This is a genomic window from Streptomyces sp. NPDC015139 (assembly GCF_043079785.1).
GTDB lineage: Bacteria > Actinomycetota > Actinomycetes > Streptomycetales > Streptomycetaceae > Streptomyces > Streptomyces albidocamelliae.
On record NZ_JBIBUW010000012.1, the window covers coordinates 186,352 to 206,318 of the forward strand.

Genomic DNA, 19,967 nt, shown 5'->3' on the forward strand with positions numbered 1-19,967 from the left:
CCGCACGCACCCGTCTCCCAGGTCAAGTGACGGCCATCGCTGCCGCGTTCCTGGTTTCCTGCCTGGGGGACGGGCTGGCCGTCACCGCATTGATGCTCGACTTCCATGACCGGGCCACTGGCGGCCCGGGGATCGCCGCACTGTTCGGAGCGATGTCCGTGCCGGCGATCCTGCTGGCCGGACTCGCCGGCCGGATATCCGACCGCCATCCGGCCAGACGTGTGCTGCCTCCCTTGGGTGTGGGCCTTGTCGGCGTGTGCGCGGTGATGTCGCTGACGGATGCCGTCGCACTGCTCGTCGGCCTGCTGGCCGTGCTGTCGGGGCTCATGGCGATCGCGGCACCGGTATGCGTGAAAGCTCTGTTCCAGGCCGCACCCGGTCCTCTGATGAGTCGTGCGGGGGCACTCGTCTCCATGGCGTCCAACCTGGGCTTCCTCATCGGGCCCGCCGTCGGCGCCCTCCTCATGGACGCCGTCGGACTGCGCGGCGTACTCCTGGTGGACACGGCCACCTACGTTGCCGTGCCCCTCGTGGCCATCTGCCTGCCCGCCCGACCTGAGTCCGCCACATCCGTCGACTCCGCACAGCCCGCACAAAGGTCCGGATTCCTCGCGGGACTTCGGATTCTCGTGCAGCACCTCCACCTTGCACGAGTGGTGTTCGTCGGACTCGTGCTCACATTCGCTCTGCAGGTCACCAACGTCGTGGAGATCTATCTCGTACGCGACTCCTACGGCGCCACCGCAACGGTCTTCGGCCTGCTGACGACAGCGTGGGCGGCCGGGCAGATCATCGGGGCCGGAACCGCCGGACGCGGGCTCTCCGAACGCTCTACGGCCCGCCCGGCCGCGCTCACCGCATGTGCTGTGGGCGCAGCACTTCTGGCCGTCGCGGCCTTGTACAGCCTGCCAGGTCTCTTCGTCCTGACCGCTCTGGCCGGCGCCGCCAACGGAGCATTCGGCGTCGTACGCCAGACCGCGCTGGGGCGCACCATCGACTCAGCCGGCCAGGGAAGCGCGACGGCTGCCCACGCCGCACTGCTGAACAGTGCCACCATCGCCGGCCTGGTCAGCGCGGGCTTGGTCGGCGCCGTCGTACAGCCCCGCACCGTCTACGTCCTCGCGGGCAGCCTCCTGCTGCTCGCTCTGGCAGCCGCGCATGTGTACCGGCGGACCGGGCCCGTCCCGGCGTCGGCGAACCGAACCGAACCGGGGGCGGTCGCAACCGCCACCGCCCTGCCCGCGGACCGACGCGAAGATCCGCTGGCGTTGCGAGCCCGGAGTGAGGCCTGTGAGACCCGAGCACGAGGCCGGTCGGGACCCCTGTGAGCCACCGGGTCAGGGCAGGACGCAGACGCAGAACTCGTGGCCCTCCGGGTCGGTCAGGCACGTCCACGGGACGTCGCCCTGGCCGAGGTCGAGATCGGTGGCGCCGAGAGTCCGCAGCCGGGCCACCTCCGCCGCCTTGTCGTCACCGGGGTACGGCAGCAGGTGCAGATGGACACGGTCCGGCACGGTCTTCACGTCGGGTGTGCGGAGGAACTCGAGATACGGGCCGTTCCCCTCGGCGGAGCGCAGCCGCGCGAGATCGTCGGTCACCTCGTGCAGGGTCCAGTCCAACGCCTCGCCCCAGAACCTGGCCATGGCGCGCGGATCCTCGCAGTCGACCACCACCGCGGCGATCGGCCCGGTGCCCTGGTAGATGTCCCGAGGTTCGAGCACGCAGAACTCGTTGCCCTCGGGGTCGGCGAGGACCGTCCACGGAACGTCGCCCTGACCCACGAGGGCAGGTGTCGCACCGAGCGCCCGGACGCGTGCGACCAACTCCGCGTAGTGGGCCGCGGAGGTGGTGGCGAGATCGAGGTGCACACGGTTCTTCGTCGCCGTCTTGGGTTCCGGCACGGGAACGACGTCGATGCAGACCGCGACCGGGTCCGGCCAGACCGGGCCGCCGGCGGGCCCGACGTAGGTCGTCACGCCGGGGCTGTACGCGCTCCAGCCGAGCGCTTCCGCCCAGAACCGGCCGACCGCCGAGCTGTCAAGAGCCTTGATGTTCACCTGAACAGGTCGCAGTGCCATGCCGGCGATCCTATGCACCCGCTCCGTACGACATCCGCAGCTACCGCGTCACCGAACAGAGATCTTCGCCGGCCCTGGCCGGCGGGCGCGTCGCCGGTGGGGTCAGTCGGTCCGAGTCTTGGCTCGGCTCGCTCTCGAATGCCGGCGTACGGCCGACTTTGACCGACCAGGCCGCCGGGATGTCAGTGGCATGGGCTTGGCTTACGGCCATGGAGACCAGTGCATTCGTCGACGCGGTCCGGCGCCGAATCGAGGGGCATCCCCCGGATCGGGACCGACCCGTCATCATGGAGAACCCCCAGGGTACGGACCTGCACGCACTTGTCGCGGCATTCGGTTCGTGGGCGGGACAACATCGGAACCTGGCAGCGGGCGGTTTCGTCGATCCGACGCTGACCGAACGCACCGGCCTGCCGCTGGTCGAGCCCTTCGGCGCGGGGGAACTGTTGGAGATGCGGGGTTGGGGCTACCGGCACCGCTGGATCGGGTGCGGCCTGGTCGCCTCGCCGCACGGCCCTCGTACGGTCGCCGTGATCGCTCACCGCGAGGACCCCGCGTCCGCAGGCTTTCCGGAGGGCGCATCCTGGGCCGAGAAGCTGTGCATCGTCACGGGCTGGGAACCGACACCCGGACCGCGCGTCGACTGGCCCAGCATAGAGGCCGACCTCGGTACACGGCTGCCCACCGACTACAAGGAGATCGTCGACCTGTTCGGCGCGGGCAGCTTCGACGAGTACTTCGAACTCGCCGTGCCCGGCGGTCCTGGCGTCGACCGCAACCCGTGGAAGAGGTACGGCCCCGACCTGGCGTCCGGCGGACTCCTGCCCTGGGGCTGGTCGGAATTCGAACCGGGACTCATGTGGTCGACGGGCGCGACCGACCCTGACGAGTGGACCGTTGTCACGCGGTCGGAATGCGGCGACGAGCGGTATTTCGACTGCGGAGCCGGTGAGTTCATCCTGCGCATGCTCACAGACGTCCAGTTGGGATACCCCATGAGCCACGCCTCCGGGCACTTCTTCGTGAGCCATGGGCAGCCGGACTTCTGAGGCATGATCAGTCGGACTCCAAGGCGTCGGCCTCCGTAGCCAGTTCTGCCGCGATGCCGTCGTGGTCCGGCCCGTGCAGCAACAGATCCTCGGCAGCCTTCCTTCCGCATGAGGGCGGGCTCGTTCGGCCGCTGCGGCAACACCAGCCGACAGGCGAGAATCCGGCCCCAGGCGCCGAACCAGTCGGTCCGCGCAGCCTCACATCCGGGATCTCAGCACGTCGACCTCACAGCCCGGCGTGAACGGGTCGAAGCCGTGCTCGATCAGCCAGCGGACCGCCAGCAGGCTTCGCAATGACCACCACGCGTGGATCACGTCGAGGTCGATGCCGGAGCCATAGCCTGCGACGACGTCGGCCAGGTGCTCCTCGTGTCCGAGCGTGAAGGTGGCGAGGTCGTACAGGGCGTCACCCTGGCCCGCCTCGGACCAGTCGATGATGCCGGTGACCTCGTCGCCGTCGACGAAGACGTGCGCGATCTGCAGGTCGCCGTGCGTGAACGCCGGAGCCCACGGCCGGAGCGCGGCCTCGGCGACCTGGCGGTTGCGGGTGACCAGGTCGGCGGGCAGGACGCCGTTCGCCACGAGCAACTCGCACTCGTCGTCGAGTTCCGCGGCAAGCGCGGCGATGCTCCGGCCGGCGCGGCCGGGCCGGGGTGGCAGGGGCGCTTCGTGCAGCTTTCGGAGGGCGGCGCCCGTCGCGGCCCACGCCGCCGGCGACCCGGTCGACGGACCGCCGAGGCGCCCGAGCGTCGTTCCCGGAAGTGCGGCCATCGCGAGCACGGGCGGCTTGCGCCACAGGACCTTCGGGGTCGGGACCGGCACGAGGGCCATCACCTCGACCTCGACGTCGATGCGTGTCTGATCGGCGTCCACCTTCAGGAACACGTCGCCGACCCGCAGGGTCGCGCGCTCGGAATGGGCGACGACGACTTCGACCTCATCCATGGGCGACCAGTATCCCGGGGATGACCGCCGGCGTCGCCAGGTTTGTCGCCTGCGAGTACGTGGCTGACCGCACCCCGCTACCCCTGCGGCCTGGTGCACGGCACCGACCACCGGCCAGGTCAAGTCCATTATTTTTGTCGGGAGTTCCCAGCGGACCGGGCCGTCCGCGACCGAATCGCCTCACGGGAGAGACCACCGCATGAGTACGTCGTCATCGCCACTCGAAGCAGTGCAGGCAGAGCAGACTGAAAGGTCCGTTCGGATCGGCGCCCTCGTTCCGCTGACCCGGCCCGGCTGGATCGAGGCAGGCCGACACCTGCTCGCCGGGCTGGAACTCGCCGTGCGCGACGTCAACGACGCCGGAGGGATCGGTGGAAGACGACTTGAGTTGGTGGTACGAGACACCGCGGCGGACCCTGGGAAAGCCGCGGCGGCCGCGGAGGAACTGGCCCGGCTGGGTGTGGTCGCCTTGGCGGGGGAGTACCACAGCGTCGTCGCTCGTGCCGTCGCCGACCGGGCGGATGCCCTTGGTCTGCCGTTCCTGTGTTCCTCAGCGGTCCTGGACGCGCTCACCGAACAGCCGACGCAATGGGTCGCGCGTCTTGCTCCGCCACAGTCCGACGGCTGGCGGGTCTATGCGGATTTCCTCCTCAGCACGGGCCACAGCCGGATCGCCGTGGCAACCCAGCCGAGTGTCTACTGGGCATCGGGAGTCGGCGTCCTGCAGGACCACCTCACTCCACGCGGCGGCACCGTCACCGAACTCGACACGCGCGCGCTGGCCCCTGCGGCGGTGTGCGACGCACTCGTCGACCACCGTGCGACCGCCCTCCTCCTTCTGGTCGGCCACCCGGAACCGGCGATGTCCATCGTCAGATCCGCCCGCCGCGACCGGCGCCTCGACGAGATCCTGATCGGAGCACCGGCCGGCCAACCGGAGTTCGCCGCATGGGCGGACTTGCTGGGTGTCGACGGCGCCGGAATCCCGTTCCTGCGCTACCTGCCCGAACGTCTGGGCCCACTCGGTGCGCGAGTCGAGGCAGCCTTGCGTGCCCGGCTCGCCGAAGCGCCTTCCTTCGTTGCCTTCGAGGGATACGACACCATCACCGTCCTCGCCGAAGCACTGCGCTCGCACGGCGCCGACCGGGCGCGCGTTGCCACATCATGGCCACGCGTCGCGGTTGACGGCACCCGCGGGCGGATTCGGTTCTCCCGAAAGAACGGCGTCAACGTGTGGCAGTGGCTCGGCGCGCCCATTCAGGTCGTCGACCGCGATCCGGCCGCGCCCGATCGCTTTCGAGTCCGGCACGCCGTATGAGAAGAGCGACGGGAGGGCGGAGCCGGGCGGCCGGATGCCGGCCCCGGCTCCGGCTCCGACACGGTGCATCGGCCGCACCTATGTGTCGGTTGGTTCGTGGGCCCTTTGCGGCATCGCCTTCGCCGTCCCGGGGAGTCACCCACGGGGCCCGGAGGGAGGAGCACGGGAGGCTCGTGTGAGGATCGACGGGTGAACGATCTACGTTTCCGCCCCGCTGTCGGCGCAGATCTCTCCACCCTGGTCCGCCTACGTGACGACGCGGCCCGCTGGATGAACTCCCGGGGCACCACCGGGCAGTGGCAGCCCGGCGAACTGGACGAGGACCACTTCCGCCGGATCATGGAAGAGGGGGAGGTGTGGGTCGCGGAAGTGCACGGTCGTCCGGTCGGGGCCTGGGAACTGTGGTGGGAGGACCCGGACGCCTGGGGTCCACAGCCTCCAACGGCCGGGTATGTGCATCGCCTGATGGTGGACCGTACCGCCGCTCCGGCAGGTACAGGACTGCGCCTGCTGCGAGCCGCTGAGCGACGTGTGGCGGAAGCGGGACGCAGCCTGGCCCGCCTCGACTGTCTGGCCGGCAATGCTCGTCTGACCGCGTACTACGTCGACGCCGGCTATCAGGTCGTAGGGCGCAAGGAGGGCAAGCCCCAGCCGGGTGGCACGGCCAAGTCCTACACGCTCCTCGAGAAGCCCCTGCGGTGAGGCGGCCGAGCGGGAGGCGCTCTCGCGCCGGAAAAGTTTCATAGGCATTTGTCCTAATTTGCCCAGTAGGGCTGTCGGCCTGCTCAGGTCGCAGGACGGTGCGGCGCCTGTGCTGTCGGGGTGCCCGGCCTGAGCGAGCCCGCCGGAGTGGCCGAGGGCGTGCCGGCCTGCGGCCTCACCCCCTGAAGGGCCGCTCTCGTCGCGCCGGCCTTCCGCGCCCTTTCGCCCTTGGTGGGGCCCCGTCGAGGTAGCCGAGTCCGGCTGACGGCAAGTCAGGCAGGCGGGGCGTGGTGCGCCCCGAGGCGCACCCCATTCATTCAGCGATGTGTGCCGTGTCACGCGCCTAAAGGGCGCCCAAGTTGTGTGCATCACAGCGTAAATGTCCCTTTAGCGTCCATGCTCGAACCGGCCACTGACTCCCGAAGTGGAGCCAACCGCCATCCCCTTGGGCGTGAACTCTCAAAGTGGCCCATCACACAGCAATCGTGACGTTCCTCCCTGCTTCCCCCAGAAAGGGCCCCACCATGGCTGCTTACGTATGCGCTCCTGCCGTGATCCACGGCGAGCACGCCGTGAAGACCAGCGAAATCGTGGCGGAGGTGCGCGATCGGCACCCGGATGCCGCCTGGGCGCCGCGGATCGACGGCATCGCGGCCAGCACGGGCATCGAAAGCCGCGGATGGATGCTGCCGCTGGAGACAGCCGTCGCGCCCGGCAGTGGCGGCAGCCTGGGGGCCGCCGGTGCCGGACCGGCCCAAGAGGCGCTGGCGCGCGAGGGGTTCACCCAGCAGGACGTGGACCGCGTGATGGCCGCCCTCGAAGCGATACCCGCGCCCCAGACGGTCCAGGAGCGGACCGCGCCGGCCTGGGAGGCCGTGCAGAACTACGGTGAGCGTGCGGCGCGCGGGGCCCTCCAGATCGCCGGGATCGACGCCGCCGACGTCGACTGCCTGATCACCAGCAACTCGACCACCCCGGCGCTGCCGGGTCTGGACATCGCCCTGGCCAACAAGCTCCAGCTCCGCGACGACGCGATGCTGCTGCCGGCCACGCAGTGGGCCTGCATCGCGGGAACCCGGTCCCTGGCGCTGGCCGCCGATCTCGTGGCCGCGGACCCCGACCGAGTGGTCCTGGTCGTGATCGCGGAGGCGCTGAGCACGACCTACCAGCCCGCGGACGACACCCTCGAGTCCCTGATCGTCCGGCTGCTGTTCGCGGACACCGCGGTCGCCGCCGTGGTCACGGGCCGCCCGAGGCGCGAATCGGTGCTGCGGCTGGACGCCGCCTGGAACCACACCCTGCCCGGCACCCAGGACCTGCACCGGCTGGAGACGCGGTCCGACGGCACCCACTTCGTGATGGACCGGCGGGGCCCGCGCGCCGTACAGGAGACGGTCACCGCGATGTGGGAGTGGCTGCGCGTCCGCTACGAGGACAGCCCCGACTCCTGGCACCCCGACGTGCTGCTCGCGCACCCCGGCGGGACCCGGGTGCTGGAGTACATGGAGCAGACGATGCCCGAGACCTGGCCTTCGGGGCTGCTGGACTACAGCCGCGACAGCTACACCAGCGGTAATCGCGGCGGCGCCGCCGTGTTCGACATCATGCGGCGGGCGTACGACGCCGGACAGAAGCCGGGCAGCCGTGCCGTCCTCTACGCGGCGGCCCCGGGCCTCACCGCCACCGCCCTGGAGGGGGAGTGGCTGTAGCAGGCACCCGCGCGGCCCGTACCGGCGCACGGGCCGCCCGGATCACCGGTCACGGCACCCGTACCGCTGTGAGCGCCGGCCCTCGGACCGGGCCACGCCCACGCCGCCACCAGCTCTCCCCGTGCGCCGCCCGTACCTCGCGCTGCCCGTAGGCCGGCCACGCGTCGGTCCGGAAGCGCGTCACCTCGCGACTTCCGCCCAGACCACCTTGCCGGAGTCCGTCCACCGCACCCCCCACCGCTTGCTGAGCCTGTGCACGATGTGCAGGCCACGACCGCCCTCGTCGAGGAGGTCGCGCCGGCTCAGACGCGGCCTGCCGTTGCCCGTGTCGCCCACCTCGCACAGCAGGCCGTGACCGGACCTGATCAGCCGTACCGTGACGGGACCCGTCGCGAAGCGCACCGCGTTCGTGACCAGCTCGCCGACCAGCAGCGACACGTTGTTCAGGGTGTCCTCCCTGGTGTGCCACTGCCGCAGCAGCGCCACGACCTGCGCTCGGGCACGAGCGGGCGCGTCGTAACGGGCGGGCAGTCGCCAGGTGGCGGTGTCCTCCTTGCGGTAGCCGATCATGCGCGCCAGCAGCAGGGTCACGTCGTCGCGCTGGCGCACGGGCGCGAGCACCGCGACGACACGCCGTGCGGCCTGTTGCAGGGCGTCCCACGGGTGCACCGCGGACACCGCGTCCGCCAGCCTGCCGATGCCCTCGTCGATCGACAGGGCCGGATCCTCCACCAGGCCGTCGGTGTAGAGGGCGAGCAGGGAACCCGGAGGCGCGTCGAACGTGTGCACGTCAAACGGCTCCCGTAGGGCGAACTCCGCGCCGAGCCCGGGATGGGGACGGACCGCGAGCGGGCCCGCGCGACCGTCCGGCGACACCAGGATGGGGGGAAGGTGGCCGGCGCTGGACAACGCCACGCGGTGGCTGACCGGGTCGTAGAGGGCGATGCAGCAGGTCGACCCGAGGGCGCTGTAGCCGGCCGCCAGCCCGGACTCCGCGTCGTCCAGCAGGGACACGGTCTCGTCCAGGTGCTCCAGCACCTCGTCGGGCGCCAGACCCGCGGACAGCAGCGCGCGGGCCTCCATGCTCAGCTGTCCCATGGTCGCCGCGGCCCCCAGACCGTGCCCGACGACGTCGCCGACCACCAGCGCGGTACGCCCGTCGGGCAGCGGAAAGCTGTTCACCCAGTCACCGCCGACGCCCGCACTGTCCGGGGTGGCGGGCTGGTAGATGCTCGCGATCTCGACGGAGTCGCCGCCGGTCCTGGGCAGCAGACGGCGCTGCAACGCCAGCACCTGCGTGTGCTCGCGCTGGTGCTGACGGGCCAGGTCGACGTGATGGGCGGTCCTGGCCACCAGTTCCTGCAACTCGAACAGCTCGCTGTCCCGGAAGGGGCGGTCCGCCCGCCGCCAGACCTCCGCCACGCCCAGCACGACGGGCGGCACGCTGTCCAGGACCAGAGGTATGCACGCCACCCCCGCCGACCGGTCACCCGGCACCAGGGCACGCATCACGAGCGGACTGCCGAGCACCCGCTCGACCGACTCCCGGTCGGGTATGACGATGGCCTGCGGGGCGTCGTCACGCTGCACCGCCTGGGACAGCAGGCGACTGGCGTCACTGGGGAGATCGTCACCCGGAGTCACATAGCCCTCGGGCCACGCCCGGTCCGGCACCAGGGCCGCCCGCCGCAGCCGGATGCGCCCGTGCGCCCGCTCGCTGACCCCCTCGCCCGTCCACACGGCGAAGTCGAGGTCGATGGCGGCCACGTCCCCCCAGGCCAGCAGGGACTCCGCCAGCGACTGAGCGGTCTCGCCGATGTCCAGAGAGGTGCCGATCGCGGTCTCGGCGGCGTACAGGTGCAGCCTCCTGGCCATGGCGATCACGGAGACGGTCAGGCCTTCCTGAGGCGCCGCGGCGGGCAGGATGCTCAGCGAGACCACCAGTTCCGACCCGTCATCGCGCCGTAGCCGCTGGATCCGGGCCACATGCGCCTCACCGGTCTCCAGCACCTGCCGCAACCGCCGGGTCACCGTCGGTACGTCCCTGGGGGGCAGCAGGTCGACGATGGGGCTCCCGGTCACGGCGTTCAGACCCGCGAACACCGGGGCGTCGAGATTGCAGCGGGTGATCCTCAGATCCCCGTCGACGTTGATCGCGCCGAGGATCTGGTCCTGTCGGCCGGCCGCCCCGTTGTCGGGCATGCGCCGGCCGGCGGCGCGGTCGCCCTGCGCCTCGACGGGACCACCCGCCGCCGTCGCTCCACCGCGCGGGATGTAGCGCCCGAGGGCGCTGCTGACCAGCTCGAACGGCGAAGACGACGAGGGGGAGGGTGTGGAGTCCATGAGGCTCTCTCGGCAATCCCCGGTGCAGCACCGGGGCCGTACTCGGACCCGTGCGACGGGGCCCCGAGATCCCTGACCGCACACCTCATTGAATAACACCGGGAGTCGCTTCGCCCACATCGGCGGATCACCCCGCGATCGCGGACAGTGAGGGCGCAGTGGGGGGCTGTGGTCGCTTCGGTGATCGCTGGTCACGGCGAGGGCGAGGGCGCACCCCGCCCCCGACTCACTACTCGGCGACGCGGATGATCGTGCGGCCGTCGACGCGCCGGTCCGGCGCAAAGGCGGCGGCTGCCTCGGCCAGTGGGCGGACGGAGCCGACGCGCACCTCGAGTCGTCCGTCCCGAAGTCGCTGCGCGAGGTCGGCGAGACGCGCGCGGTCGGGTTCCACGACGAAGAAGACGGACCGCCCGTCCTCTGGGCGCACGGTCGGCGGGTGGGCGATGGTGACGAGCGTGCCGCCGGCGCGCACGAGCGGGGCCGAGCGTTCGAGGACCGTGCCGCCGATCACGTCGAACACCACGTCGACCTGATCGGCTGCCGCCCATGGGTCGGTGTCCAGGGCGAGGAACGTATCGGCGCCCAGACCGAGGACGGTGTCCCGGTCGGTGGACCGGCCCGTGCCGATGACACGGGCTCCCGCCTGGCGGGCCAGCTGGACGGCGATCGAGCCGACGCCTCCGGCGGCACCGTGGACCAGCACGGTCTGGCCGGTGGTGAGGCGCGCGTGGTCGAACAGACCCTGCCAGGCGGTCAGTCCCGAGATCGGCAGCGCCGCTGCCACCGTGTGGTCGATGTCGGCGGGCAGCGGAGCGAGGTTGCGGGCTTCGACGGCTACGTACTCGGCGAGCGAGCCGTCACGGGTCCAGTCGGTCAGCCCGAAGACGCGCTGGCCGACGGTGAGCCCGGTGGTCCCGTAGCCGAGTTCCGTCACCACTCCCGAGACCTCGTGCCCCGGCACCGAGGGCGTGCGGTCACGGCCGGCCCTATCGGTCCAGGTTCCGGGCCAGTCGAGCTCACCCCGGGTGAAACCCGCCGCGTGCACCCGCACGATGACGTCGTTCTCGGCGGCGTGCGGGTGCGGCAGGTCCTCCAGGGCCGGCCCATTGACCCCGGCTTCGCGGTCTCGGACGGTGATGGCTCGCACGACAGCTCCTCTCGTGGAAGCGGTGAGATGCCGCGATCGTCCACGGCAGGGAATCCTCTGTCCGGGCGTTGATGCCCTTCGCGGGTGACTGACGTGCTCCGGCCGCCGACACCTCGCCCGTACGGCCGAACCGGGCGGTGGGCCTGGTGAGCGCACCGGGACGCCGTCGGCGGGTGGTGCTGACGACCGTCACCGGGGCCAGGGCGCATGGATGACGCGCTCCACCATGGACGTGCGGTGGAAACCGGGAACGAAGTGTTCCAGGACGTCCGCGCTGACCGTGCCGTACGTGGTGTCCGGGCGGTTCCTGAGTCCCTCGACGAAAGTCTGCAGGAACTCGCCCTTGAAGTCTCCGCGTGGATGGGCGGCGACGATCTCGTCCACCTGGTCGCCCTCCAGGTGGTCCAGGCCCCAGCCGACCGCGTCGGTCAGCACACCGAAGTTCGTCGCGGCGATCTCCGGGCCCATCCGGCCGGGAATCCCCGGCGTCGTGTGCAGCGCGATCGCCGTCCAGACCACGTCGGCGGCGCTCTCGGGGAAACCCCGGTCCCGCAGGAACGTGCGCGCGTGGTCGGCGCCGTCGAGCTCGAACCGCTGCTCCGCGTCGGAGAACGGGGTCAGCAGACCCGCGTCGTGGAACATCGCCGAAATGTACAGCAGCTCGGGGTCGGGCCGGAGGCCCAGCCTGTGAGCGTGCAGGGAGGCGAAGAGGAAGACACGCCGGGAATGGTGGAAGAGCAGAGGAGCGGTCGTTTCCCGGAGAAGGCTCGTGGCCTCCACGACTGCCGAGGTCTCGGGGATCTCCACCCCCGCGATGAAGTCGATCATCTGTCCGTGCTCTCCCTGCGATCTACGGGCCACTGGACTGTGCGTCCGTTGTCCACACTGCCGACCGGGCGGGCTTCGGCACCGCATCCGTCCGGCCGTGAACCACTCGATTACGGCCACCTCAGGATGGGCCGGTGAGTCCTGACCCGCATCGCACGGCGCGCCTCGTGCACTCTCGAAGACGAGCGGTGCCGCCGTGGCCACTCACACCGAGACGTCCTGGGAGAGAACCTTGACCTCCGACACACACCACCGGGTCGCGATCCTCGTCTACGACGGGGTGAAACTCCTGGACGTCGCAGGTCCCGCCGATGTGTTCGCCGAGGCCAATCGACTCGGTGCCGACTATCGGGTCGCCCTCCTGTCGCCGACCGGTGCCGACGTCAGGTCGTCGGTCGGCATCCGGATCGGCGTCGACGGCGGCCCGGCCGTCGAGCCCGCCCCGGCTACGTTCGTGGTGCCGGGCGGGGACGTCTACCCGAGGACCCCCGTCCCGCGCGATCTGATCGGGGCGGCGAGGGATCTGGCGATCCGCTCCCACCGTGTCGCCTCCGTCTGCACCGGAGCCTTCGTCCTGGGGGCCGTCGGCCTGCTCGACGGAAAGCGCGCCACCACCCACTGGAAGGTCGCAGGCGAGCTCGCCGCCCGCTGTCCGAAGACCCACGTCGAGCCCGACGCCATCTACGTGCGCGACGGCACCACCTACACGTCGGCGGGCGTCGCCGCGGGCATCGACCTGGCGCTGGCCCTCGTGGAGGAGGACCACGGGCCCGAGCTGAGCCGGGACGTCGCCCGCGCCCTGGTGGTCTACCTGCAACGCCCCGGAGGCCAGTCGCAGTTCTCCGCTCCGTTGCAGGGGCCACCGCCACGGTCACCCGCCCTGCGCAAGGTCGCGGACCTGGTCCTCGCGGATCCTTCCGGAGACCATTCACTCGGCGAACTCGCCAAGCACCTCCATGTCAGCCCCCGGCATCTCACACGACTGTTCCGTGAGGAGCTGTCCACCTCTCCGACCCGCTACGTCGCCTCGATCCGGCTCGACCTCGCCAAGGCCTTCCTCGATCAAGGGCACACCGCGACGCAGGCAGCCGCCCTGGCCGGCTTCCCGAGCTACGAGAGCCTGCGGCGCGTCTTCGTACGGGAGTTGTCCGTCAGTCCCGCCGCCTATCAGCGTCGCTTCGCCACCGCTCGCGGCCCGCGGCCGGGGCGGTGACGGCCGAGCGCCTCGCAGGAGGCCCGGCGGCGAGTGGCGGGCCGGTGAGGAGTCGGCCGGGTGGCAGCGTTCGCTCCGTAGACCGACGACCGTGCGGCCTGTGGTGGCCGCTGCCTTCCCGGTGACTAGGCGTTCTGGCGGACTGGCGGCGCGGCTGTGCGCAGCGCGCCGAGCGCCCGTGACCACGCCAGCAGCTCGTCGACCAGGCGGTGCACCTCCGCCGTGTGCAGCTCCCGCGGCCGGAACTCGGCGAAGTCCACGAAGTCCTCGTACAAGGACAGCGCCACTTGGGGCCCGATGTCCGCCATGCGCAGCACGCCCGCCTGCGCACGCAGCTTCTGCACCGCCATGACCGCACCGTAGATGCCGTACCCGACGTAGGCGACGGGCTTCCCGCCCCACTCCCGGTGGAGGTAGTCGATGGCGTTGGTGAGGGACGCGGGCGGAGCGGTGTTGTACTCGGGTGTGACGAAGATGTACGCGTCGTACCGGCCGATCCGCTCGGCCCATCGCCGGGTGTGCGGCTGTCCGCCCGGCGCACTGGCCGCGGGAACGGCCTCGTCGAGCAGCGGCAGCCCGTGGTCGGACAGGTCCACAAGCTCGAAGTCCGCCACTCCGCCTGCGTGTTGCGTCGCAAGCCGCCGCACCCATTCGGCCACTCGATCGCCCTTGCGGCCCGGACGTGTGCTGCCGATGACGATGCCGATCCTTGTCATGCCTTTCCCTCTCCTGTGTTCGTCCGCTCCTGGCCGTGGCTCATGGGGCGGCGCACCGGTATGCATGCCGGTGCCCCGCCGACCGTCCGGCTCAGTCGGCGCTCTCGGCCGGCTGCTGCGCTTCGCGGAGGACGGCCCAGGCATCCGCCACCGGGCCCACGTGCCCGAGCTTGTCGGGGTTGCTCACCGTGCGGATCGTCTGGATACGACCGTCGACGACGTCGAGCGTCCAGGTGTTGATGACCTTGCCGTCCCGGTCCCGGAAGATCGCGCCGGGCTGTCCGTTCACCTGGTGCGGCTCCACCGCACCGCCGATCCGCACCAACAGCGGGAGAAGCAGGGCGAGTACCCGGGACACGGGGTCGACGCCGAAGAAGCCCTGGGCCCATTGCGGGGCCTTGCCGCCGCTGTCCGCCACCATCTGCACATCCGCGGCGAGCCATTCCCGCAGCGCCTCCACATCCCCTTCCGCGAGGGCCCCGAAGAACCGTGTCGCGAGCTCCTCGCGCTCGCGGCGGTCGGCCTCGAACCGCGGCCGCCCGGCGGTCATGTGACGGCGCGCCCGCACCACGAGCTGACGGCACGCGGACTCCGATCGGCCCACCGCCGAGGCGATCTCCGGGAAGCCGAACTCGAACACCTCCCGCAGCACGAACGCCGCGCGCTCCAGCGGGGTGAGCCGTTCCAGCAGGAGCAGGGCCGCCATCGACACCGAGTCGGCCAGCTGGGCCGAGCGCTCGGGATCCTCGTATGGATCGGTCAGCAACGGTTCGGGGAACCACGGCCCGACGTACTCCTCGCGCCGAACGCGAGCGGAACGCAGCGTGTTGATCGAGATGCGGGTGACCACCGTGGACAGGTACGCCTTGGCCGAAACGGGGGCGGCCGACAAAGCCTCGTAGCGCAACCAGGTCTCCTGTACGGCGTCCTCCGCCTCGCTCACGCTGCCCAGGAGCCGGTAACCGATCGAGAACAACAACGGCCGCAGCTCCTGGAACTCCTCGACCCGGGTCACGCCAGTTCCTCCTCGAAGCCCTGACGCCACGAGGGGTAGCGCGGTTGCCAGCCCAGTTCGCGCTTCGCCTTGGCGTTGGAGAACCCGCGTCCTTCGGTCATCATGACCACCGCCTGATCGCCGGCCAGCAACCGGGCGAGCCAGACCGGGACCCGCATCGGCCGCCTCGCCCCCGCGCAGGCCGCCAGGTGAGGCAGCCACTCGCGGGCCGGAGCCGGATCGTCGTCGACGACGTTGAACACACCCCTCGCCCTCTGCTCCAAGGCCAGGACCGTGGCGCTCGCCGCGTCGTCGAGATGCACCCACGAGCTGTAGCCGGCGCCGCTCCCCACCAGCGGATACTGCCGTTTGCGGACCAGTTCGACCTGGTCGTCGATGGCGCCGGGCCCGTAGAAGGCGCCGTACCGCAGGACCGCGCCGCCGGCCTTGAGCACGACGTCCTCGACGTGACACAGCGCCTTCAACCCCACGTGCGCCGCCGTCCCTTCGAGCAGGTCCAGCGGGTCCTGTTCGGTCTTCACCCAGCCGCCCTCACGGATGCCGTTCCAGGAGGCGTAGCCCTGTGCAACGACGTGGGACACACCCGCCGCCTCGGCCGCCGCCAGCAGGTGATCCGTCCCCTCGGTACGCAGCCGGTTGGTGGTGGCGAACCACCGGTCCGGATGCTTGATGTCGGGCTTGCCGGCATGCGTCATGGAGATCGCGGTCATCTGGTGCACGATCACGTCCGGCCGGGCCTTCGCCACGGCCTCACCGACCGATGCCGCGTCCAACCCGTCCATCACCACGCCGTCCGCGCCCAGTTGCGCGAGCTGTGCCACCTTCGCCGAGCTCGTGGTCGTGGCCGTCACCTGGTGTCCGGCCGCTCGTAGTCGCGGCACCAGACGCCGTCCCAGTACGCCACTGCCGCCTGCCACGAACACCCGCATGACCATCACCCTCCCGTTGGAAGCCTCTGCCTTCACCACCTGAGACAAGACAGCCCGGCGATCTGTGACATGGCGGATGAGGAGCGGTCGCCTCCTGGCGGTTCACGCCCGCCACCCGGGCACCGAAGTAGGGCGCCCCGAGACGAAGGCCGCATGGGTGATCGGTCGCTGGGAGTAGGTCCTGCGCCCCAGGCGCGCTGAGCGCCCGCTTGGCTAGGGTCGCACCTCATGGAGACCACGGGAATCGTTCGTCGCCGGACGGCGGAGCGAGTACGCGACGTTCAGGAACGCCTCGCCACCGAGCGGGATGTATGGCTGTCGACGGCTCACCCTGAGCACGGGCCCCACCAGGTGCCGCTGTGGTTCTCGTGGGACGGCCGAGCAGTGTGGATGTGCACCGGCGCCACCTCCGCGACCGCGCGGAACGCCCGTGAAGAGCCGCGCGTCCGTCTGTCGCTACCGGACACCTTCGACGTGGTGCTCCTCCAGGGTGAGGCCGAATGCTTCCCGGACCAGGAGGTGCCGGACGACGCGGCGGAGGCGTTCGCCGACAAGTTCGGATGGGATCCCCGCGGCGAGGAAGGTCCCTTCCTGTACGTACGCGTGGTCCCGAGGACCGTGCGCGCCTGGCGCGGCGAGCCGGAACTGCGCGGGAGAGTCGTGATGCGCGACGGGGTCTGGCTGCCATAGCGACGGTCCCTCACCCCGGCGAGGGCTTCGTCTTGGCGGCCCACACCGCTGCGGCTGCGCACCGGGCGGGTCAGGGACGCCATGGCCTCCCGGTACCTCGACCAGGGGATCCGGCGTGGTGCCACGGGTGCGGGATTCGATCATCGGTAGCGTCGGTCGTGTGCTGTCGCTGCGTGGTCTGAACGGGTCCAGGTTGCTGCTCATCGCCGTGATCGGCGTGGCGGCGGTGCTGGCGGTCGGCGTCGCGGTGGTGGGACTGGTACTGAACGCGCACCACGAGCAGGCCGCAGGACGCATCGAGACCCGTTGGCTCCCGGCCATCGCTGAACTCGGTTCCGTCCGGGGGTCCTTGGGCGACCTGCGAGCCGCGGCACTGGTAGGAGCAGCGGGCGAGGAACTGCGCGGGGACGCCCGGGTGGCGCTGGGAGAGCATCTGGAGGCGTTGGGGCGGCTGGCCGCCGGTGCGGACACCGAGGTACGCGCCGGGGCCGTGGACTTCGACCGCAGTGTCACCCGGTGGTTGGATGCCGCCCGTCCCGGCACGGTGGTGGACGGTGTGCGGGTGTACGCCCGGCCGGCGTCCGCCGCCGGCGCGCGTCCCGCCGCGGGCACCTACGCGGCGGTCGACGCCCGGGCAGGGCTGCTCGCGACGCTGCTGGAGCGACGCAGGCTTCTCGACGTGGAGGACACGTCGAAGCACATGAACGGGGTGATGCTCTACATCCTCGGCCTGTCCGCCCTGTTGCTGGTGGCGGCGGTGGTGGCGGCAGCGGTACTGCAACGCCACTACCTCGCCCCCGCGGGAGCGCTCGCCAAGGACCTGCGGCGCGCGGCCAGCGGAGACACGGCCGCCCGGCATCCTGGGGTGATCGGCCGTGGCTGGATCGGCCGCCTGACCCAGGAGGCGGAAGGAGTACGCCGTCGCCTGGACCTCTCCGAACGCCAGTCCCGCCGTGACCAGGAAGCCCTCGTCCAGGTCGGTCCCGCGGTCAGGGGCCTGCACGAGATCCTGGCCGCCCGGGAGGACCCTGGCCCAGGCATCGTGGCGGCCGGCGACGTGCGCGCTGCCGAGGGCCTGATCGCCGGTGACTACCTTGGCACCGTGCCGCTGCCCGACGGGTCCACCGCCGTCTTCCTCGGCGACGTGTGCGGGCACGGTGTTGCCGCCGGACTGCTGGCCGTGCGTCTGAAGAGCGTGGTCATGGTGGGTCTGCGGCTGGGCGCCGAGCTGGATACGGCGGTGCGTGCGGTGCATTTCGCCCTGGTCGGTGAGGAAGAGCGCTTCACCACCCTGGCGATCGCCGTTCTGGACCCGGCACGCGCCACCCTCACCTGGGTCAACGCCGGTCATGAGGAGCCGTTCCTGCGCCGGGCCGACGGCACGGTCGAGCGCCTGGAGGCCACCGGCCCCATCGTCCACCCGCTCCTGGAAGCCCCAGCCGGCACCTGGCGGACGCGCACCACCCGCCTCGGTACCGGGGACCTGCTGGTGCTGTCCACCGATGGCCTCACCGAAGGCCGCGACAGCAGCGGCAGGGAATTCGGCGACCACCGAGCCTGCGCCGTACTGGCCGACCTGACGGACCCCACCCCGCTCGCCGCCGTGACCGCCCTCTACACGGCTGCCGACCGGTTCGCCATCGACTGGGAGAGGGACGACGTCAGTCTCCTCGCGGCCGCCCCCACCCAGGCGAAGTCCACCGCGTCAGAGATTCCGCGTGTGGAAACCGCAGTGAAGGAGCCCGCCGCGAGCCCGCGGCCATCACCGCCGGCCTGACTCCGCCCAGGACCTCAGGCACCGTGAGAAAAGACCGGCAGTCCGCTCACCGACGTCGATCCTTGCACCTTCTTGCAGCCCAAGGACGTGCCGGAGCTCAAGCAGGACAGTTTCACGAAGCCCAGAAAGCTGGACCTCCCGGCCAGGCCGACGTGCAGCGGGTACGACTACACGGTCGAGATCGTCGACGGCGGAGCGGACGTCCGTGACATGGAATTCCACAGCTCCCAAGAAGAAGGCGGCCGGCGTAGTGGCGGGTCGGCTGTCCGCCTGACGCCGGGCGCCGGATGGGCTCGGGTCGGTCCGGCACGATCGACGGGCTGACCCGTCGTCACGATGGACCTGCTGCCTTCCGTTCTTCGGCCCGGCGCTCAGCGGCATGCAGCAGGGGAGTGGCGTAGTCCACCAGTCTGTGCATGACCGGGACCGGTATGCCAGGGTTCTTGACGGCCATCTCTGCGCTGCGCAGTGCGAGCAGGAGCGGTACCAGCGCGTGCGGAGGCAGGGCAGGGTTCGTCCAGGCGCGCAGTCGTACCCCGTCCTCCAGATCCCCGGAGAGGACGATCGCCGTTTCGGCTGCGAGCCGGTGGTCCTCAGCCGCCGCTCTGCGGACGGTCTCATGGGGGTCGCCGGCGGCCCGTTCGACATCTGCGGCGGTGGAGGCGGGATCGTGGTGCGCGAGTGCCCGCAGTCGCGGGTTGGGGTCAGTGGCGAAGCGCAGCAGGCCCGCGCGGGGGAAGTTGGGATGGTTGAGGGGCCGGCCCGGGAACGAGAAGCTTCCGTTCCACCAGCCGGCCACCGCGAGGAGCATCTCGGGTGGCGCGTCGTCGCAGGACTCGGCGAGGAAGAGCTGCACCACGTCGTCCTCGTCCCGGGCGAGCAGGTCGACCACGTCCGCGGGCAGACGTGGTGCTCTGGCGACGCTGCGGCGGACCAGCAACTTGGGAGAGGCGGCGAGCAGTCGCATGGCGTCGGGGTTTTCGTGGAGCGCGCCGATCCACCACAGTGCCGTCGTCAGCCTGTCCGGGGCGATGTCGGGAACCTCGGCGGCCATCGCGGCGATTTCGGCCGGTGTGGTGGGCGGCGCGGCGTAGGGTTCCGGCGCTGGCTCGACGCCTCGGCGCATCCGTCGGGCCACGGCGCTCTCCGCGGCGAGCCCCGTCAACCGTTCGCGCAAGGCAGGTTCGGGCGAGGTGCCGGAGAGTCGTTCCGCCTGGTCGGGGGAGAGCCGACGACCGCAGATGGTCACGACGTCGGCACGGACGTCCTCCCTGGGGTGGGTGATCGCGGCATCCATGACCCCGTCGGGCAGGTCGTGACGGTACAGCATGCTGGTCTCGCCGATGTCCAGCAGCCTGACGAGCAGCTCGGTGGGTGCGGCGCGGTTGTAGCCGAGCCCGGACAGCCACAGAAGGGGGACGCGCCAATCGTGGTCGGTCCCCGATGTGAGGCGCGCCCAGTCCGAACTGCCCGTCGTGGGCTGTGTCTTCGTCACCGGCTCCATGGTA

17 protein-coding genes are annotated in these 19,967 nt (G+C 70.9%); 8 read left to right on the forward strand and 9 right to left on the reverse strand.

The window, feature by feature from the left end:
* Nucleotides 1–26: 26 nt before the first annotated feature.
* A complete protein-coding gene (locus ACF08B_RS29505; RefSeq protein WP_392320179.1) occupies nucleotides 27–1,328 on the forward strand; it encodes an MFS transporter in 1,302 nt (433 codons plus the stop codon).
* A gap of 9 nt (nucleotides 1,329–1,337) precedes the next feature.
* On the opposite strand, the gene ACF08B_RS29510 is transcribed toward ACF08B_RS29505, so the two are convergent.
* Nucleotides 1,338–2,078 (reverse strand): VOC family protein, encoded by a 741-nt coding sequence (locus tag ACF08B_RS29510; protein WP_392320180.1) that lies wholly within the window; start codon nucleotides 2,076–2,078, stop codon nucleotides 1,338–1,340.
* 158 nt (nucleotides 2,079–2,236) lie between these two features.
* Between ACF08B_RS29510 and ACF08B_RS29515 the strand changes: the two genes are divergently transcribed.
* Complete coding sequence (locus ACF08B_RS29515) at nucleotides 2,237–3,127, forward strand: hypothetical protein (RefSeq protein WP_392320181.1); 891 nt, start codon at nucleotides 2,237–2,239, stop codon at nucleotides 3,125–3,127.
* Nucleotides 3,128–3,325: 198 nt separating this feature from the next.
* On the opposite strand, the gene ACF08B_RS29520 is transcribed toward ACF08B_RS29515, so the two are convergent.
* On the reverse strand, nucleotides 3,326–4,072 hold the full coding sequence (locus ACF08B_RS29520) for a phosphotransferase family protein (RefSeq protein ID WP_392320182.1): 747 nt from the start codon (nucleotides 4,070–4,072) through the stop codon (nucleotides 3,326–3,328).
* 199 nt (nucleotides 4,073–4,271) lie between these two features.
* Between ACF08B_RS29520 and ACF08B_RS29525 the strand changes: the two genes are divergently transcribed.
* The 3 genes from ACF08B_RS29525 (at nucleotide 4,272) to ACF08B_RS29535 (ending at nucleotide 7,801) form a co-directional block, all read left to right on the forward strand.
* Entirely contained in the window at nucleotides 4,272–5,390 is a 1,119-nt protein-coding gene (locus ACF08B_RS29525) for an ABC transporter substrate-binding protein (RefSeq protein ID WP_392320183.1), read from the forward strand.
* A 189-nt stretch (nucleotides 5,391–5,579) separates the two neighbouring features.
* Complete coding sequence (locus ACF08B_RS29530) at nucleotides 5,580–6,092, forward strand: GNAT family N-acetyltransferase (protein ID WP_392320184.1); 513 nt, start codon at nucleotides 5,580–5,582, stop codon at nucleotides 6,090–6,092.
* Between the two features lie 524 nt (nucleotides 6,093–6,616).
* Nucleotides 6,617–7,801, forward strand: a complete 1,185-nt coding sequence (locus tag ACF08B_RS29535) for a type III polyketide synthase (RefSeq protein ID WP_392320185.1) — start codon at nucleotides 6,617–6,619, stop codon at nucleotides 7,799–7,801.
* A 180-nt stretch (nucleotides 7,802–7,981) separates the two neighbouring features.
* On the opposite strand, the gene ACF08B_RS29540 is transcribed toward ACF08B_RS29535, so the two are convergent.
* From ACF08B_RS29540 to ACF08B_RS29550, 3 genes are all read right to left on the reverse strand, one after another.
* A complete protein-coding gene (locus tag ACF08B_RS29540) occupies nucleotides 7,982–10,144 on the reverse strand; it encodes a SpoIIE family protein phosphatase (RefSeq protein WP_392320186.1) in 2,163 nt (720 codons plus the stop codon).
* A 229-nt stretch (nucleotides 10,145–10,373) separates the two neighbouring features.
* The gene (locus ACF08B_RS29545) at nucleotides 10,374–11,291 is read right to left on the reverse strand and encodes an NADP-dependent oxidoreductase (RefSeq protein WP_392320187.1); all 918 of its coding nucleotides are present in this window, start codon (nucleotides 11,289–11,291) and stop codon (nucleotides 10,374–10,376) included.
* A gap of 189 nt (nucleotides 11,292–11,480) precedes the next feature.
* Complete coding sequence (locus ACF08B_RS29550) at nucleotides 11,481–12,119, reverse strand: HD domain-containing protein (RefSeq protein ID WP_392320188.1); 639 nt, start codon at nucleotides 12,117–12,119, stop codon at nucleotides 11,481–11,483.
* 232 nt (nucleotides 12,120–12,351) lie between these two features.
* Between ACF08B_RS29550 and ACF08B_RS29555 the strand changes: the two genes are divergently transcribed.
* Nucleotides 12,352–13,332 (forward strand): GlxA family transcriptional regulator, encoded by a 981-nt coding sequence (locus ACF08B_RS29555; RefSeq protein WP_392320189.1) that lies wholly within the window; start codon nucleotides 12,352–12,354, stop codon nucleotides 13,330–13,332.
* A 125-nt stretch (nucleotides 13,333–13,457) separates the two neighbouring features.
* Here the strand turns inward: ACF08B_RS29555 and ACF08B_RS29560 are convergent, their stop codons facing one another.
* From ACF08B_RS29560 to ACF08B_RS29570, 3 genes are all read right to left on the reverse strand, one after another.
* The gene (locus ACF08B_RS29560; protein ID WP_392320190.1) at nucleotides 13,458–14,048 is read right to left on the reverse strand and encodes an NADPH-dependent FMN reductase; all 591 of its coding nucleotides are present in this window, start codon (nucleotides 14,046–14,048) and stop codon (nucleotides 13,458–13,460) included.
* 91 nt (nucleotides 14,049–14,139) lie between these two features.
* Nucleotides 14,140–15,063: an RNA polymerase sigma-70 factor gene (locus ACF08B_RS29565; RefSeq protein WP_392320191.1), complete on the reverse strand. Its 924-nt coding sequence runs from the start codon at nucleotides 15,061–15,063 to the stop codon at nucleotides 14,140–14,142.
* On the reverse strand, nucleotides 15,060–15,998 hold the full coding sequence (locus ACF08B_RS29570) for an NAD-dependent epimerase/dehydratase family protein (protein WP_392320255.1): 939 nt from the start codon (nucleotides 15,996–15,998) through the stop codon (nucleotides 15,060–15,062). The genes ACF08B_RS29565 and ACF08B_RS29570 overlap by 4 nt, the downstream gene beginning before the upstream one ends.
* Nucleotides 15,999–16,220: 222 nt before the next feature.
* On the opposite strand from ACF08B_RS29570, the gene ACF08B_RS29575 reads away from it, so the two are divergent.
* Both ACF08B_RS29575 and ACF08B_RS29580 read left to right on the forward strand, forming a co-directional pair.
* Nucleotides 16,221–16,682 (forward strand): pyridoxamine 5'-phosphate oxidase family protein, encoded by a 462-nt coding sequence (locus ACF08B_RS29575; protein WP_392320192.1) that lies wholly within the window; start codon nucleotides 16,221–16,223, stop codon nucleotides 16,680–16,682.
* Nucleotides 16,683–16,842: 160 nt separating this feature from the next.
* A complete protein-coding gene (locus ACF08B_RS29580; RefSeq protein ID WP_392320193.1) occupies nucleotides 16,843–18,459 on the forward strand; it encodes a PP2C family protein-serine/threonine phosphatase in 1,617 nt (538 codons plus the stop codon).
* A gap of 331 nt (nucleotides 18,460–18,790) precedes the next feature.
* On the opposite strand, the gene ACF08B_RS29585 is transcribed toward ACF08B_RS29580, so the two are convergent.
* Entirely contained in the window at nucleotides 18,791–19,954 is a 1,164-nt protein-coding gene (locus tag ACF08B_RS29585) for a hypothetical protein (protein WP_392320194.1), read from the reverse strand.
* Nucleotides 19,955–19,967: the final 13 nt, after the last annotated feature.

What these genes read in the sequence shown, in the direction of transcription:
- ACF08B_RS29575 (WP_392320192.1), top strand. Translation starts at nt 16,221, where the DNA reads ATGGAGACCACGGGAATCGTTCGTCGCCGGACGGCGGAGCGAGTACGC.
- ACF08B_RS29560 (WP_392320190.1), bottom strand. Translation starts at nt 14,048, where the DNA reads ATGACAAGGATCGGCATCGTCATCGGCAGCACACGTCCGGGCCGCAAG.
- ACF08B_RS29570 (WP_392320255.1), bottom strand. Translation starts at nt 15,998, where the DNA reads ATGGTCATGCGGGTGTTCGTGGCAGGCGGCAGTGGCGTACTGGGACGG.
- ACF08B_RS29520 (WP_392320182.1), bottom strand. Translation starts at nt 4,072, where the DNA reads ATGGATGAGGTCGAAGTCGTCGTCGCCCATTCCGAGCGCGCGACCCTG.
- ACF08B_RS29525 (WP_392320183.1), top strand. Translation starts at nt 4,272, where the DNA reads ATGAGTACGTCGTCATCGCCACTCGAAGCAGTGCAGGCAGAGCAGACT.
- ACF08B_RS29510 (WP_392320180.1), bottom strand. Translation starts at nt 2,078, where the DNA reads ATGGCACTGCGACCTGTTCAGGTGAACATCAAGGCTCTTGACAGCTCG.
- ACF08B_RS29540 (WP_392320186.1), bottom strand. Translation starts at nt 10,144, where the DNA reads ATGGACTCCACACCCTCCCCCTCGTCGTCTTCGCCGTTCGAGCTGGTC.
- ACF08B_RS29535 (WP_392320185.1), top strand. Translation starts at nt 6,617, where the DNA reads ATGGCTGCTTACGTATGCGCTCCTGCCGTGATCCACGGCGAGCACGCC.
- ACF08B_RS29550 (WP_392320188.1), bottom strand. Translation starts at nt 12,119, where the DNA reads ATGATCGACTTCATCGCGGGGGTGGAGATCCCCGAGACCTCGGCAGTC.